12 protein-coding genes are annotated in these 16,598 nt (G+C 63.1%); 4 read left to right on the top strand and 8 right to left on the bottom strand.

Annotation, left to right across the window (positions count from 1 at the left end):
• The first annotated feature begins 110 nt into the window (after positions 1-110).
• From ku to VSX79_RS15870, 4 genes are all read left to right on the top strand, one after another.
• The gene (gene ku, locus VSX79_RS15855) at positions 111-986 is read left to right on the top strand and encodes a non-homologous end joining protein Ku (protein ID WP_326913830.1); all 876 of its coding nucleotides are present in this window, start codon (positions 111-113) and stop codon (positions 984-986) included.
• Complete coding sequence (locus VSX79_RS15860) at positions 986-1,483, top strand: MgtC/SapB family protein (protein WP_326913831.1); 498 nt, start codon at positions 986-988, stop codon at positions 1,481-1,483. Before ku ends, VSX79_RS15860 begins: the two co-directional genes overlap by 1 nt.
• Complete coding sequence (gene ligD, locus VSX79_RS15865; RefSeq protein WP_326913832.1) at positions 1,470-3,989, top strand: DNA ligase D; 2,520 nt, start codon at positions 1,470-1,472, stop codon at positions 3,987-3,989. The genes VSX79_RS15860 and ligD overlap by 14 nt, the downstream gene beginning before the upstream one ends.
• Before the next feature lie 207 nt (positions 3,990-4,196).
• Complete coding sequence (locus VSX79_RS15870; protein WP_326913833.1) at positions 4,197-6,872, top strand: TonB-dependent receptor; 2,676 nt, start codon at positions 4,197-4,199, stop codon at positions 6,870-6,872.
• A 40-nt stretch (positions 6,873-6,912) separates the two neighbouring features.
• Here the strand turns inward: VSX79_RS15870 and VSX79_RS15875 are convergent, their stop codons facing one another.
• The 8 genes from VSX79_RS15875 to VSX79_RS15910 form a co-directional block, all read right to left on the bottom strand.
• On the bottom strand, positions 6,913-7,956 hold the full coding sequence (locus VSX79_RS15875; RefSeq protein WP_326913834.1) for a hypothetical protein: 1,044 nt from the start codon (positions 7,954-7,956) through the stop codon (positions 6,913-6,915).
• A gap of 127 nt (positions 7,957-8,083) precedes the next feature.
• Positions 8,084-9,544, bottom strand: a complete 1,461-nt coding sequence (locus VSX79_RS15880) for a hypothetical protein (RefSeq protein ID WP_326913835.1) — start codon at positions 9,542-9,544, stop codon at positions 8,084-8,086.
• Positions 9,531-10,904: a KGGVGR-motif variant AAA ATPase gene (locus VSX79_RS15885; protein ID WP_326913836.1), complete on the bottom strand. Its 1,374-nt coding sequence runs from the start codon at positions 10,902-10,904 to the stop codon at positions 9,531-9,533. Before VSX79_RS15885 ends, VSX79_RS15880 begins: the two co-directional genes overlap by 14 nt.
• A 498-nt stretch (positions 10,905-11,402) precedes the next feature.
• A complete protein-coding gene (locus VSX79_RS15890) occupies positions 11,403-11,948 on the bottom strand; it encodes a pseudouridine synthase (protein WP_326913837.1) in 546 nt (181 codons plus the stop codon).
• A 154-nt stretch (positions 11,949-12,102) separates the two neighbouring features.
• Positions 12,103-13,935, bottom strand: coding sequence for a translational GTPase TypA (gene typA, locus VSX79_RS15895; RefSeq protein ID WP_179493716.1), 1,833 nt, complete (start codon positions 13,933-13,935; stop codon positions 12,103-12,105).
• A 108-nt stretch (positions 13,936-14,043) separates the two neighbouring features.
• Positions 14,044-14,970 (bottom strand): hypothetical protein, encoded by a 927-nt coding sequence (locus tag VSX79_RS15900; protein ID WP_326913838.1) that lies wholly within the window; start codon positions 14,968-14,970, stop codon positions 14,044-14,046.
• Complete coding sequence (locus VSX79_RS15905; protein WP_179493714.1) at positions 14,937-15,857, bottom strand: tetratricopeptide repeat protein; 921 nt, start codon at positions 15,855-15,857, stop codon at positions 14,937-14,939. Before VSX79_RS15905 ends, VSX79_RS15900 begins: the two co-directional genes overlap by 34 nt.
• Positions 15,858-15,920: 63 nt before the next feature.
• Complete coding sequence (locus VSX79_RS15910) at positions 15,921-16,571, bottom strand: 5'-methylthioadenosine/S-adenosylhomocysteine nucleosidase family protein (protein WP_326913839.1); 651 nt, start codon at positions 16,569-16,571, stop codon at positions 15,921-15,923.
• Positions 16,572-16,598: the final 27 nt, after the last annotated feature.

Consider the following 16,598-nt stretch of genomic DNA (forward strand, 5'->3'; position numbering starts at 1 on the left):
GCTGCTCCCCCTCCCCACGGCTGCTCCGCAGGGAGGATCATATGCTCTAACCGGACGGAACCGCTCGCCATCCCGATCATTTGGAGTCGGAACAGCGAAGGGAAAAACCGATGGCCGCGCGCGCATATTGGAAGGGGCAGATCCGGCTCGCGCTGGTGTCGATCCCGGTCGAAATCTATTCGGCAACCAAATCGGGCGCCGCCGTGACCTTCCGCCAGATTCACGAACCAAGCGGCAAGCCGGTCAAATATGAGAAGGTCGTTCCGGGCATCGGCGCGATCGACCATGACGACATCGTCAAGGGCTTCGAGCTGTCGAAGGGCAATTATGTCCTGCTCGACGAGGAAGAGATCGAAGCGGTCAAGCTCGAAAGCAAGCGCACATTGGAACTGGTCCAGTTCGTCGACACCGACGCGATCGACGTCCTCTATTACACCAAGCCCTATTATGTCGTGCCCGCCGACGAGCTGGCCGAGGAAGCCTATATCGTCCTGCGCGAGGCGCTGAAGCGCACGAAGAAGGTCGGGCTCGGCCAATTGTCGCTGCGCGGGCAGGAACAGCTCGTGGCCCTGCGCCCCTGCGGCAAGGGCCTCGTCCTCGAAGTGCTGCGCTATGCCGACGAGGTGAACAAGGCGGCGAATTATTTCCGCGACGTGGGCAATTCGAAACCCGACGCCGACCTGCTCGACCTTGCCGAAACGCTGATCGACAAGAAAAGCGGCGCGTTCGACGCGAGCGACTATCACAATCATTATGTCGACGCCTTGAAACGCGTGATCGCGAAGAAGGCGAAAACCAAGGGCAAGCGCTTACTCGAGGATGTCGAGGAACCTGGTCCGGTCGGCGGCGGCTCGAACGTCATCGACCTGATGGCGGCCTTGAAAGCATCGGTCGAGGGCAAGAAGAAGGCCGCGACCACCGGAACGAAGGCAAGCGCGACGAAAAAGACGCCGGCCAAAAAGACCGCCCAACGCAAGCGCGCCTGATGGAACTCAATGACGCCCTCTGGTGGGAAACGATCGATACCGAGGTGCTGCTGCGGCTCGGTATCGCGACCCTCGTCGGCCTCCTCCTCGGGCTCGACCGCGAGCTCAAGGGCTATGACGCGGGGCTGCGCACGCATGGCCTCGTCGCGCTCAGCTCGTCCTTGATGACCGTCGTTTCGATTGCACTGTTCCACCAGCTCGGCGGCGCCGAATCGTCGATCGACCCGCTCCGCGTCATCGAGGGCATGGCGGCGGCGATCGGCATCATCGCGGCGGGCCTCATCATCGTCAAAGGCGGCGAGGTGCGCAACCTCACCACCGCGGCGCATATATGGCTGACCGCCGCCATCGGTATCGCCAGCGGCGCCGGCTATTTCGCCGTCGTGATCATCGCGGCGGGCCTTGCGCTCGTGCTGCTCGTCCTGCTCCGCGTCGTCGAGCGCCGCCTGCCCGAGGTCGAGAGCGGGCCCGTGGAGAAGCAGGATGGCCCGGACTGACCCCCTCGCCCAGTATAACGCCAAGCGCGACTTCAAACTGACCCCCGAGCCCGCGGGCAAGGTCGAAAAAGGCGCCAAAAAAGACAAGGGAGGCAACCGCTTCATCGTCCAGAAACACGATGCGACGCGGCTCCATTACGACTTTCGCCTCGAAGCGGACGGCGTGCTCAAAAGCTGGGCGGTAACCAAGGGGCCGAGCGCCGACCCCGCCGACAAGCGCCTCGCGGTGCGCACCGAAGACCATCCGATGAGCTATGCCGATTTCGAGGGCGTGATCCCCAAGGGCGAATATGGCGGCGGCAGCGTGATGCTGTGGGACAAGGGCACATGGGCGCCGATCGAGGGCAAGAGCGCGAAGGACATCGACGAAGGCCATCTCCACTTCATCCTCGACGGCGAGCGGATGAAGGGGGAATGGCTGCTCGTCCGCATGAAGCCGCGCCCCGGCGAGAAACGCGAAAACTGGCTGCTGCGGAAAGTCGACGATGCCTATGCCGGCGGCACCGACGACCTTGTCGGGCGGCAGCTGACGAGCGTGCTCACCGGCCGCACGATGGCCGAAATCGCGGGCGACGCGGGCGGCGAACAATCGCTGAAGGGCGCCAAGAGCGCGGCCTTCTCGAAGAAGATGGCCGATGCCGCCGAACATAATCGCAAGGTTGCGAAAGCAAGGCCGAAGCGCAAGCCACCCGCATTCCGCCCGCTCCAGCTCGCGACGCTCGTCGACGCCGTCCCGTCGGGCAACGGCTGGTTCCACGAGATCAAGTACGACGGCTACCGCGCCCAGATCGCCGCGACGGGCAGCGACGTGCGCGTCTACACCCGCAATGGCCTCGACTGGACCGACAAATTCGCCCCGCTCGTCCGCCACGTCGCCGCACTGGCGCTTCCGCCCTGCCTGATCGACGGCGAGATCGTCGCTTATGGCAAGCACGGCAATCCCGACTTCTCTTCGCTCCAGGCCGTGCTCAAGCGCGGCCACGGCGCGCAGGACGAGGCGACGGACCTCCACTTCTTCGCCTTCGACCTTATCGAACTGGACGGAAAATCGCTGGCGAAGCTCGGCAATCTCGAACGCAAGGAGCGCCTCGAAGCCTTGCTCCGCGACGCGGCGCCCCCGATCGCGGTCGCCGACCATGTCATCGGGGCGGGCGAGACGCTCTATGCCGCGATGTGCGGCGCGGGGCAGGAAGGCATCATCTCGAAACGCGTCGACGCCTCCTATTCAGGTCGCCGCTCGAAGAATTGGCTGAAGGTCAAATGCACCCGGCGGCAGGAATTCATCCTCGTCGGCTGGAACCCGTCATCGGCGAAGGGCCGCCCCTTTGCCTCGCTCCTCCTCGCGCAGCGCGAGAAGGGCGAACTCGTCTATAAGGGCAATGTCGGCACCGGCTTCGACGCCGACACGATGGCCGATCTCGCGAAGCGGTTCGCGCGGCTCGAACGCAAGACGGCACCGCTCGACGTCGATGCCGCCTCCGCGCGCAAGGTCCATTGGCTGAAGCCCGATCTCGTCGCCGAAATCGCCTTCGCCGAATTCACCGCCAGCGGATCGGTGCGCCACGCGAGCTTTCTCGGCCTGCGCCAAGACAAGGAGGCAAAGGACGTGGCACCGGAAGTCAAGCAACCCGCCCCCGAACCGGCCAGCGACGTCAAGATCAGCAGCCGCGAGCGCGTCATCTTCCCCGAAGCCAAGGCGACCAAGGGCGACCTGGCCGACTATTATGAGGCCATCGCCCCGCTGATGCTCCCGCACATGGCGCGGCGCCCGATCAGCCTCGTCCGTTGTCCGCAGGGGCGCGGCAAGAAATGCTTTTTCCAGAAACATGATTCGGGTTCGTTCGGCGACCATGTCCACCACGTCCCGATCAGGGAGAAGGACGGCGGCCATGAGGATTATCTGTATGTCGAGGACTCGGGCGGCATCCTCGCCTGCGTCCAGATGGGAACGATCGAATTCCACGGCTGGGGCAGCCATGTCGAAACGCTCGAAAAACCCGACCGCATGGTCTTCGACCTCGACCCCGACGAGGGGCTCGACTTCGCCGACGTCAAGAAAGCCGCCCTCGATATCCGCCGCCAGCTTGCCGACATCGGGCTCGTCAGCTTCGCGATGCTGTCGGGCGGCAAGGGTGTGCATGTCGTCGTCCCGCTCGATCCGGGACACAGCTGGGACGCGCACAAGGATTTCTCCAAACGCTTCGCCGAGGCGCTGAGCCTCGCCGAGCCCAACCGCTATGTCGCGACGATGAGCAAGGCGAAACGCAAGGGCAAGATTTTCATCGATTATCTGCGCAACCAGCGCGGCAGCACCGCGGTGATGCCTTACTCTGTCCGCGCGCGCGAAAACGCCCCCGTCGCGGTCCCGATCGGCTGGGACGCGCTCGCCGACGCCCGAACGGCGGGGCAATGGACGATCAAGGACGCCAGCAAACTGCTCGAACGCGCGGCCGGCGCCGACCTCAAGGGCTGGGGCTTCGCGCACCAGTCGCTCCCCGATTTCTGACCCCTTCGTCCCGCGAGCCGGCCGGGCCGACAGCCGGTTTTGGTTAGATTTCTAATAATACCAATAAAATACCATTTTACCGCACATATGCCAGTGAACGGGTGTGAAACCGCGATGAAATGAGGTTGACGGATAAATTGGTCTGTATAAATTCCCCTGCAAATCGACAGATATAATCGATTGGCATCCAAAAGGAGGGATTTAGATATGACCAATGCAAGATATTGGCTTGCCTCGGTGAGCATTGGTACGCTGCTTTTCGCCGCTTCGGCCGCGCAGGCCCAGACCGCCGCGCCCGCCGCCGACGCCGCCGCCGAAAGCGAAATCGTCGTCACCGGCATCCGCGGCTCGCTGCGCGAGGCGATCGACGCGAAGCGCGACCTGTCGGTGATCGCCGACGTCGTCACCGCCGAGGATGTCGGCAAATTCCCCGACAAGAATGTCGCCGAGGCGCTCCAGCGCGTCCCCGGCATCGTCGTCAACCGCGAGTTCGGCGAGGGCGAGCGCGTCTCGCTGCGCGGCACCGCGCCGAACCTCACCAAGACCCTCCTCAACGGCCACAGCGTCGCGACCGCCGACTGGTTCATCCTCGACCAGGTCGCCTCGACGCGCAGCTTCAACTACCTCACCCTGCCCGCCGAGATCATCGGCCGCCTCGAAGTCTACAAGAGCCCGCAGGCCGACGTCGAGGAAGGCGGGGTCGGCGGCACGATCAACGTCATCACGCGCAATCCGCTCGACCTCGACCCGCTCACCCTCTCGGCGTCGGTGCAGGCGGCCTATTCGGACCTGTCGGGCAAGGTCGATCCGCAGGTGTCGGGGCTCGTCAGCTGGAAGAATGACGACGAGACCTTCGGCCTCCTCGTCGGCGCCATCTACCAGAAGCGCCGCACGCGCCGCGACGGGCTCGAAATCTTCGGCTACCGCTCCTTCCCCGTTGGCGGCGGGCAGAGCGCGCTCGTCCCGACCTTGATCGGCTCGACCTTGTTCGAGCAGGACCGCGAACGCTACGGCGCCAATATCGGCATCCAGTTCCGCCCGTCGGACGCGCTCGAGATCAACATCACCGGGCTTTACTCGCGCTTCAACGCCGACAATTTCAACCAGAATTATATCGCGTGGGGCGAACAGGCGCTCGGCGGCGGCGGCACGATCAGCAATGCGGTGGTGCGCGACGGCGTCGCGGTCTCGGGCGACATCGCCTCGGCGAACGGCGGCACGACGGGCTTCGGCGTCGTCTATGACGCGATCGACCGGCAGGCGGTCGCCAAGACGGTCTCGGCCGATTTCGACCTCACCTACCGCCCCACCGACAGCCTCTCGGTCCATTTCAAGGCGGGCTGGACCAAGGCGAACGGCGACACGAGCAACGAGAATTTCATCGAATTCGCCGGCCCCGGCGCCTTCAGCTACGACCTCACCAGCGGCCGGCCCGAGGTCAGCTTTGCGAACCCCGATCCGCTCAATCCCGCCGGGATCCGCCCCGATTTCGGGCGCATCCAGTCGGTCACCAACGATGACGAAGAGAAATATGTCTATCTCGACCTCGAAAAACAGGTCGAATGGGGGCCGCTCACCGCGCTCAAATTCGGGCTGAAATATACCGATCACGACCGCGTCGCCGAACGCTTCGCGACCAACGGCGGCGTCTTCACCCCCGGCCTCACCTGCGACGGCGCCCCCTGCACCTCGGCCGATTTCGCGACCGGCGGCGGGATGCCCGGCGATTTCCTCGACAATATCGCGGCGCCGGGCACGCTCACGGATTACTGGCGCGTCGATTCCGCCAAGCTGCGCGCCATCTATGGCGCATCGACCTCGCCCGCAAACGACCGCTTCCTCGTCCCCGGCAACGCCTATTCGATCAACGAAAAGGCGTGGGGCGGCTACGGCCTCGCCAAATTCGGCGGCGAGGGCTGGCGCGGCAATGTCGGCGTGCGCGTGATCGAGACGAAGCAGACCTCCGACGGCTTCATCATCGGCGGCGCGAACCCCGAATTCACCAACCCCTTCGGCGGCTTCACCCCGTCGCGCGCGAAACGCTCCTACACCGACATATTGCCGAGCGCGAACCTGTCGGTCGACCTCTCCGACCAGGTCGTGCTGCGTTTCGCCGCGGGCAAGACGGTGACGCGCCCCGACTTCGTCGACATCACCCCCGGCGTCGACCTCAACGGCACCTTGCTGACGGGGCGCGGCGGCGATCCGAACCTCGATCCCTATCGCGCCAACCAATATGATCTCTCGATCGAATTCTATCCCGACCGCGAGACGATCGTCGCGCTCGCCGCCTTCTACAAGGATATCCAGTCGTATATCGTCAACACGACCTCGACCGAAATCCTGCCGAGCGTCTTCGTGCCGGGGTCGGAGCCCGCGGGCTGCGTCGCGGCACCCGGAACCAATCCCAACCTCTTCGACTGCCCCTATCAGATCAACCGCCGCAGCAACGGCGACGGCGGGCGCAACCAGGGCTTTGAATTTCAGGTGTCGCGCCCGATCTGGGGCGGCTTCGGCGCGGTGGTCAACTATACCTACTCGGACGCCAAGGCGAACAATGGCGACCCCATCCCCGGCAATTCGAAACATTCGCTGAACCTCACGGGCTATTATGAGAACGACCTCGTCAGCGCGCGCCTCTCGTACAATTACCGCTCGAAATTCTTCATCGACATCGACCGCGCGGCGCCGCTCAACCAGGCGTCGCTCGCGTCGCTCGACGCCTCGGTCAGCGTCAATGTCACCGACAATATCGCGCTCACCGCCGACGCGGTGAACCTGACGAACGAGAAGATCGAGCAATATTCGGGCACCCGCGACCGCCCGCGCGCCATCTATGACAATGGCCGCATCTTCTATGTCGGCGCGCGCCTGAAGTTCTGACGCGCGCCCGGTCCTCCCCGCGGCAAAGCCGTGGGGAGGATCAACCCGTCTCGCCCCCCGCCGCCTTCGCCTTGCGCGCCTGCCGCCACGAAGGCCGCTTCCTCACCGTCGCCACGCCGTCCTGCGCCGCCGCAGTCAGCGGCACCGCGGACGTCCGCTCGCCGCGCGCCTCGGCCGCCTCGATCCAGTCGCGGTAACCCTCGGGAATATCGCCCCCCGCCTCCACCCAGTCGGCCTCGCCCGCGAAACGCCGCGCCGGCTCGGCATCGGCCGGCCCCTCAAAGGCCTGCAGCGGCCCGCGAAAGGGAACCCCCTTGCCATGCACCGTCACCAGCCCGATCCCCGGATCGTCGAGCTGCGCGTCGATCGCGTCGGGCCCGCCCGTGTCGGCGGCGGCGATCAGCGCGCGCTGCCGCTCGGCGAGCGCGAGCAACGCCGCGTCGATCTCGGCCTTCGCCTGTTCGTCGAGCGCCACCCCTTCGAACCCCTCGATCAGCCCCGCCGCCGCATCCTGCGTTCCCGCCGCGCCCGGCGCTCCCGAACCGTCGCCGTGGATCACCGTCCGCACCGTCGTCGTCGACGCCTCCGCAGCCGCGCCGCCCTCACCGCTCCCCGCAACCGCGGCGCCCGCCCCTGCACTGGCGCGCGTCGAGAAATAGTTGATCGTCGTGCGCCTGCCCCCCGCGTCCTGCCCATAGTGCCGCAGGCAGAACATCAGCAGCGCGTCATTGTGCCGCCGCCGGAACCCCATCAGCTTGCCCGCGACAAAGACGGGCTCCAGATAGCCGTCGATCGCGCGTTCGAACGCGACATCCTTCAGCCGCGCGATCCCGAAATCGAGCGCCGCCTCCCACGCCCGCCGAAAGCTCTCCGCCCCCGGCGCGCGCCGCAGCGTATAGCAATTCGTCTGCGCCATATTGACCATCGCGGCGGCGCGGCTGACCGACCCCGTATCGGCGAGCGCCGCGATAAAGGCCCGCTGCCGCTCGGGCGTCCACCCGTCGTGCCGGTATTTGCGCGGTACCGGCGTAAAATCGGGAAGCGGCGGCCGGGCTTCGGCCGCGATCGGGGTGCGGTTCTGCATGATGAGTCCTCCTGTCTGTCAAACCGGACAGGGTATGACGTGGTGGAGGAATGTAGGAAAGGAGTTTGTTTATGGTTTGTTCTAAAGAACCTTGCATATCTGAAAGCTGCGCAGAATGCTCAAATGTCTATTTCCGGCTTTTTAAAGCCACACCACCAAGCTTCAACATCCGTGAAGCTATTCTAAAAAGGTCTGGCATATCAGCACGGCCATCCGTTCGATAAGCTAACACTCCTATTCGAGCCATCGCTGCTTCCAACGATTCCTCAGCCTCGTCGGACGAAGCATGGTGATATGGGGGCAAAAAGCCCTCATCTTTGGCCGCTTTTGTTATCACATTTGCCGTGTCACTCGCGATCCAAGCGTCATGTATTTCCCAGCTGGGGCATGGCACTTTCAACCCGGCAAGCGGAGCGAGGGCCCGCTTAATCCATGGATATTCTAGCGCCAATTGCTCCACGCGGGTTTTAGAAGCCTCTCGTAGCCCATGTCGAATTCCTTCCGCTGTGATCGCTTGGTTTTGAAGTGCCGGTGCATGGCGGGCCGCCTCCACAAAAAGTTTTAGGAAGCTCCTTGGCGTCACGACATCTCGTCCATCGGCTAGATGCTTATATGTCCACGGGTACGTTGCTCCCTTCGTGGCACTTCTACCCATGTAAGGACCGGCAATTCGATCGATCAGGATCTTTTGCGCATTTTCACTTGAGGCAAGTTCCCATCTTCTGATTCGCTCAGCATTAGTAGCGGGGACCGGATACCCTGCCCTCTTACAAAGCGCTGCAAAACTCTTGCCTTGAACGGCGACCTCGGCTTCCGCCATACGAGTAAACAGGAGGCCGTAAAGATCGGCACGCGACCAATCGAGCTCAATCCTTCCACTTCTTAGTTTGGGCAATTCAACAAACTTAAGCCCTTCATCGTTCAGCTGATCTGGTCGAATGAAAACTTTTGCTTTGATTCTACGTCTGGCCCGGAGCATCCAACATGCCTCAAAAAGCGCATCCGTCAGTAGCGTAAGCCGTCCCCACTCACGCGATAGCGTGTCCAACGCGTCGAACAGGATCAAGGACGTTTTATCAGCGGCGTCCAACTGTCTATCGACCTGCCTTAGACGCGCCTCATAGTCCTCAGGGTCAGCATATTTGGTCATGAAACTCGAGATTGGCTCTTCTGCTTCAGGATCTTCAATTGCCTCTAAAGCGGCACGCAAAAGTACCGATTGCCAAAAACTAACGGCGACATCGTGCCCCCCGGACCGGGTCCTCGCCTCGACAGTTCTCTTTGTCACTGCCGAGCCGGTATCAAATCCATTATACCCAAAGGTCACGAGAACCCGATCGAGCCCAAGTCGGGGATAGACTTCCGCTGCGAGTTCTCGTGTGTCAGGTTGTCCGAGAACGCCAGCCCAGAAGCTCTTTCCCGCACCACGAGCTCCGACAACGATGAGCGTTGAGGGGGCCAACGCTGAGGCATGTTGCTCTGGAGCAAAAACATCACCTATGCGCGGCCTGTGATCGCCATCAGCGTCATGGTCGGTCGGAAGGTTAATCAGTAACCGACGAATATCATTAAAATCAACGTTCTGCATAATTTGATTCCGCTAGCGCCAAGTCTTCCGATTCCAAAATCTCTTCACATCGCGCAAGGAAGCTCTCGAAGACAATTGAGTAAACGCCTCGGTCTAATCGATCAGGATGTTTTAATGGATCAAATCCATGAAACATTTCACTTTCATATATAAAAGTTGAATCGATCTCCGGGTCCAACAGGGCATCGGATTCCGAGTCAGGTATTGTTTCATCCCATTCCACTGCAAAATTCTCACGCAGTTGGTCGAAGGGGATGCCCAGCGGTTCTGATGGCCCCCTCGGCGATGGCATAATCCCAACCATGTTCGAAAGGAAATCAGATGTCGGACCATTCGCACCTACGCGAGCTTCAACGAGGTGCAGATGATTCACCCATTCGGTTCCCAAGGTGACAGATAGCTGAGAGAAAAGTGCTCGATAGCCTGCGTAGGTTTGCGGCTGATTCATGCCGAAAAGAAGTGTCTCTCCACGCAAAGAAACAGCCGCAGCAGCCGTAGACTCATGAAGTCCTGCTCGAGCATCAACCAATACAACATCATAGTTATTTGAGCTTACAACGACATCAAGTAGCTTCTCTATTTTTGCTGTAAAACTCGCCAAACCTGAATCGTTATCCGATGGCAAATAGGCCCTCGCAATCTTACTCAACACATTCTCTGGATATTCGGTTGCGACGGAACCGAGGGCGGGGATCACTGTCACCGCGCCACGACCGGATGCTAATTGCGACGGCCCTAGCATATCTGCGACAAATTTATCATCGACCTCTCCGACGTTGGTCTCGACTAGGTAGTCTAGCACGCCAAACTTTGGCGTCGTGTCGGGGTCTAAAAGCATGGTACCTAGTCCAGGCGCCTCCAAGTCGAGGTCAACTGCCAGAACTCTTAAACCAATTGTAGCAAGGTGGGCAGCAAGAACACAAAGCGCCGTCGATCGGCCGACGCCACCTTTTAAACTTACAAAGAAGAGTCGAGGAATTGTAGGACTTTCCTTTGCTGGCGCCCTAAGCCAATCTGCTCCAACTACTCTCCGATCGAGAAGCCTGACGTGACCTTCATACAGAGCACCTTTGATCGGAAATTTAGTGCCCAATGATAGATCGTTGAGCGTTTCATCAAATAGTTCATCAGGTGTCGCTACCGAAATTCCGCTCGGGTCAGCGTACGCGCCTAACTCATTATTGATGATTGCCGACAGCGCCTCGCGCTGAACTCCTGATCTAGATGCATCGAGGACTACAAATGTCAGTCGACCGGACGCGTCACGCAAGAAGAGGTTCTCCGCGATAGCAGTTTCACCCCATTTATCCATAACGATATCAACCATTTGGCTGAGACTAAAATCGTATGTAAGTGACATTATGCACTCCGTACGCGAATGTTGGCTGCAGCTAAGAGTCGCTGCGTGATTGATACCCAGTTTGCGATTTGAGCCTCTGAGACCTTTCCGGTTTCGCCATACCGGTGATCGACGGCCCAATCCGAGAAAATATCGCCCTTTAGCAGATCAAACATTGCTACGTAGTTTGCGCGCGCTCCCAACCTCTTCCGAGCTGCGGCAAGGATCTCTGGAAGATGCTGAGCGGGCGAAGCGTTCCCCGTGCCTAAAGAATCGATTTTGTGTTTGATCGCACACTCCGCGGCGAAACCGATGAGGTGGCCTGCGTTGTCAAATCGTCCAGTTCGCCGCAGTTCGGTGGCGTCATTAAAATGGCGGACAGCGGACTGCTGATAGTTCTCCTGTGTCCCGTCTTTAAGAGGCATTGATAGAAGATTCCTCGCACGAAATACTGTCCATTCGCGCCTACCATTGCTCGAGAAGGGTTGCACGCGGATAAAGGATATTTTGGCGTTGGATTCACCCTACCTCCTGCCAAGCCCCCACTCCCAAATCCTCAATCTCCCACCCCCCGATCCGCCACCGCACCAGCCGCAGCGTCGGAAACCCCACCGCCGCCGTCATCCGCCGCACCTGGCGGTTGCGGCCTTCGGTGATGGTGAGTTCGATCCAGCTGTCGGGCACGCTCTTGCGGTATCGCACCGGCGGGTCGCGGTCCCACAGCTTTGGCGCCTCGATGCGGCGGACGGTCGCGGGGCGCGTCGGGCCGTCGTTCAGCGTGACGCCGCGGGCGAGCGCCGCCAGCGCGGCGTCGTCGGGCTCGCCCTCGACCTGCGCCAGATAGGTTTTGGGCATCTTGTGCTTCGGCGACGAAATCCGCGCCTGCAACGCGCCGTCGTCGGTCAGGATCAGCAGGCCCTCGCTGTCGCGGTCCAGCCGCCCGGCGGGATAGACGCCCGGCACGTCGATATAGTCGGACAGCGTCGCGCGCGCAGTTTCGCTGCCGCGGTCGGTGAATTGCGACAGCACGCCATACGGCTTGTTGAACAGGATCAGGCGGGCCAACGCATGTCCTCTCAAATAAAGCCCCTCCCCTTCAGGGGAGGGGTTGGGGTGGGGCTTATCGGCCTTGCGCGAGGCCGATAGGCCCCACCCGCTGCGACTAGGCAGCAAGTTGCCAAGTCTCGCTGCCCTCCCCTGAAGGGGAGGGCTTGACCTGTTACGCCGCTTCCTTCTTGCGGCTCGCCTTCTTGCGCTCGTGCGGGTCGAGCAGCGCCTTGCGGATGCGGATATTCTTCGGGGTCACCTCGACCATCTCGTCATCGTCGATATAGGCGATCGCCTGTTCCAGCGTCATGCGGCGCGGCGGGGTCAGGCGGATCGCGTCGTCCTTGCCCGTCGAACGGAAGTTGGTGAGCTGCTTCGACTTCATCGGGTTGACCTCAAGGTCGTCGGGCTTGGCATTCTCGCCGATGATCATCCCCTCGTACAGCGCCTCGCCGGGCGAGACGAACAGGATGCCGCGCTCTTCGAGCGGGCCCAGGGCGTAGGCAACCGCTTCGCCATTGCCGTTCGAGATCAGGACGCCATTCTTGCGGCCCTCGATCTGGCCCTTGTACGGGCCGTATTTCTCGAACAATCGGTTCATGATCCCGGTGCCGCGCGTGTCGGACAGGAATTCGCCGTGATAGCCGATCAGGCCGCGGCTCGGGCCGCTGAAGGTGATGCGCGTCTTGCCACCGCCCGAGGGGCGCATGTCGGTCAGGTCGGCTTTGCGGATCTGCATCTTCTCGACCACCGTGCCGCTATGCTCGTCGTCGACGTCGATGACGACGGTTTCATAGGGTTCGGTGCGCTGGCCGCTTTCGTCGGTCTGGTACAGCACGCGCGGGCGGCTGATGCCGAGTTCGAAGCCTTCGCGGCGCATCGTTTCGATGAGCACGCCAAGCTGAAGCTCGCCGCGGCCCGCGACTTCGAAACTGTCCTTGTCGGCGCTTTCGGTGATGCGGATCGCGACATTGGTTTCGGCTTCGCGGTACAGGCGGTCGCGGATCATGCGGCTCGTGACCTTGCTGCCCTCGCGTCCCGCCATCGGCGAATCATTGACGGCAAAGCGCATCGACAGCGTCGGCGGGTCGATCGGCTGCGCGGCGATCGGTTCGCTGACGCTCGTGTCGGCGATGGTGTTCGCGACGGTCGCCTGCGCCAGGCCCGCGATCGCGACGATGTCGCCCGCGCGCGCTTCGTCGACGGGGACGCGGTCGAGCCCGCGGAAGGCGAGCAGCTTCGACGCGCGGCCGGTCTCGATCACCTTGCCGTCCATGTCGAGCGCGTGGATCGGCTGGTTGACCTTGACCGATCCCGACTGGACGCGGCCGGTCAGGATGCGGCCGATGAAATTGTCGCGGTCGAGCAGCGTCGCGAGGAAGGTGAAGGGCGCATCTTCGTCGAGGCCCGGCGTCGGCACATGGCTGACGATCGTCTGGAACAGCGGCTCGAGCGTGCCCTCGCGCGCTTCGGGGTCGGGCGAGGCATAGCCGCCGCGGCCCGAGGCATAGAGGATCGGGAAGTCGAGCTGTTCGTCATTGGCCTCGAGCGTCAGGAACAGCTCGAACACCTCGTCGAGCACCTCGGCGGCGCGCGCGTCGCTGCGGTCGATCTTGTTGACGACGACGATCGGTTTCAAGCCGAGCGCGAGCGCCTTGCCGGTGACGAATTTGGTCTGCGGCATCGGCCCTTCGGCCGCGTCGACGAGCAGGATGACGCCGTCGACCATGCTCAGGATCCGCTCGACCTCGCCGCCGAAGTCGGCGTGACCCGGCGTGTCGACGATGTTGATCCGCGTCGTATCGGCGCCTTCGCCCCACTCGACGCTGGTGCATTTCGCGAGGATGGTGATCCCGCGCTCTTTCTCCAAGTCATTGGAATCCATCGCCCTTTCCTCGACACGCTGGTTGTCGCGAAAGGTGCCCGACTGGCGGAACAGCTGGTCGACGAGGGTGGTTTTTCCATGATCGACGTGGGCGATAATGGCGATATTGCGCAGAGACATGCGGAAACGGGCCTTGATGGAAGGGGGCAGCGCCCAAAGCGCCGCGAAACGCCGCGCCCCTAACAGAATGGGTGCTGCGGCGCAACATGATTGCCGATCGCGCCCGAACTAGCGCAGCGCGCGGTCGAGATGCGTCGGATCATAAAGCGACCGCGCCTCGGCACGGCGCAACCTCTGCGCCAGCCCGGTTTCGAAACCGAGCGTCCAGCGGTCGATGGCGAGCCGCATCTGCCCGACGTCGGCGATATCGCCGATGGCCTGCAATTGACGCGATCCCGCGAGCAGCGCCGCCCGGTCGCGCGCGAAGCCCGGCCCCGCATAACGCTCGGCGACCAATCCCAGCTGATGACGCATCGCCGCGATCGACAGCCGCGCGCCTTGCCGATCGCCACGGCCGATCATCAGCTGCGCCCCTGCGGCGCCATCGGCAATCGCCGCGAGTTGGTCGCCCAGCCGCCGCGCGACCGTCGGCTCGCCCGGACAGGACCGGACCGCGCGAACATAGGCGGCGAGCGCGGCGAGCATCGCGGGCGTCGGCTCCTGCCCGCCGAATTCCTCGACGATCAGATTGCGAATGAAGGCCTCGAGCGCTCGCGCCTCGGGATCACGGGCGACCTTGCCCGGCCTGGCCAGGTCGGGAATGAGCACCGGATCGAAAAGGCCGTTCCCGCGCGCCGCGCTGAAGAAGCTGTTGGTCACATCCGCCGTTCCCGGCGCCGCCGAAACCCCCGCGAGCAGGAAATGCGGATTGTCGCGCCCGTTGATGTGGCAGCTCGCGCAACTGAGGCCAGCCTTGGCGGCCTGCCCGCCGAGCAGGGTCGGCGTCCCGAACAGCGCACGGCCGCTCCGGACCATATCATTGTTCGCGGCGAGGCAGGTCGCGGGCTGTTCCGACAATAGCGTCCGCGCGGCGCCGGGCGCCGTCCAGCGCAACTGCTCGAACGCCGGCGGCGCATCGCCGCGCGGCGCCGCGGTCGCGAAAAGCAGCGCCGCGATCGCGATCAGCTTGCCGATGAACGCCCCGCCGCGATCCAACGCCTGAGCTCGTCGACCTCGTGACAGCCGAAACCGCAGATCGCCTCGAGCCTCGCAAGATGCGCCTTCGCCCCCGCAACATCGCCGCGTTCAAGCTTGAGTTCGCCATAATATTCGAGCGCGCCGCGATGCGCCGGCGCGATGGCAAGCGCCTCGCGATAGTAGCTTTCCGCCGCGTCGTAACGTTTCAGCTTGCGGTTCGCAAAGCCGAGATAGGTGAGCACGTCGGGATGCGGCCCCGCCGCCCACAAGGCCGCGTCGAGCTTCGCGATCGCGGCTTCGTAGCGATGCTCGTTGATCAGGCCCACCGCGGCGACATAGGTGGCATCGAGCGTCGCGGCCGAGGCCAGCCGCACCTCGGGCTCGACCGCACTTCGGGCCTGCGGACCGGCGGCAACCGCCGCCTCCAGCTTGGCGACCGCGTCGGCGAGCTTTGCCGAATCGGCGCAAGTCCCGGCGCATCCCTCCTGCATCGCCTTCAGCGCACCAAGCTGTTCGTCCGCCTTGTCCGCCTTGCCGAGCTTCGCCTGCGCAATGCCAAGGTCACGGCGCGCGTCGACCATCTTCTCGTCATAGCGCACCGCGGCCTCGAGCGGCTTCACCGCGCGCGAAAAGTCGCCCTGCGCCATATAGCTCGCGCCGAGGAGATAATTGGCCTGCGGGTTCTTCGGCACCGCCGACACGACCTTTTTGAACGCTTTTGCCGCCTCGTCATATTTGCCGGAGGCGAAGGCGTCGGCGCCCTTCTGATAATCGATCGTCGGGTCGTAGGCGCTTTGGCTAGGCGGGGCGCTGCTGCCGCTCCCGCCGCTGCCAGCCGCAAACGCAATCGACGCGGCGAAAGCCGCACAGGCGGCAAGCGTGGCTAGTGAAGACCGGTACCGCATGGCGAGTCTCTCCCTCGGTCGTTATGCGCCAGACTATCACAGGCGGGACCCGGGCGGAACGCCTCAGATCATCGCAATCAGCCGCTCGACCTCGTGCGCCGCAGCGCACGCGGCGCGAACGAGATTGGCGTGGAAGTCCCCGGCGCTGTCGTCGTTCGCTTCGTCGGTGACCGCCTTGATCGCGGCCCACGGTAGCGCAAACCGCGCCGCGGCCTGCGCGACTGCGCCCACCTCCATGTCGACGAGCGTCGCGCCGAGCGCGGCAAGATCGGCGGCCGCATCGGGGCAGGCGACGAAGCTGTCGCCGCTCGCGATCCGCGCGTGCGGCAGCCCAAGCCCCGGATCGGCCATCGCCGAAAAATGCGCGTCGCCCGCCTCGCCGATCGGCCATTCGCCGGCGCGGTAACGGCGAAAGAGGCCCGGCTGGTTGGCGCCATAATCGTGCTGCAGCGCCTCGGCGATCCAATAGGCACCCGGCGCCGCGCCGAGCGAACCGCAGGTGCCGGTCATCAGAAGTATGTCGGCATCGCCGGCGAGCGCGCCGGCGCATAGCGCGGCGTTGACCTTGCCGAGGCCGGTGGTGACGATGGAGAGGCTATGGTTGCCAACGACCAGCCGCCGCCCGGCAAACAGCCCCCCGACGCGTTCGCCGGTGCCGGGAAACAGCGCGTCGGCTTCTTCGGGCAAAGCGGCAAGGATCAGGATATGGGCCATCGCGTCTCTCTATCGCCTCTTGCCGGC

This window comes from Sphingopyxis chilensis (assembly GCF_035930445.1).
GTDB lineage: Bacteria > Pseudomonadota > Alphaproteobacteria > Sphingomonadales > Sphingomonadaceae > Sphingopyxis > Sphingopyxis chilensis.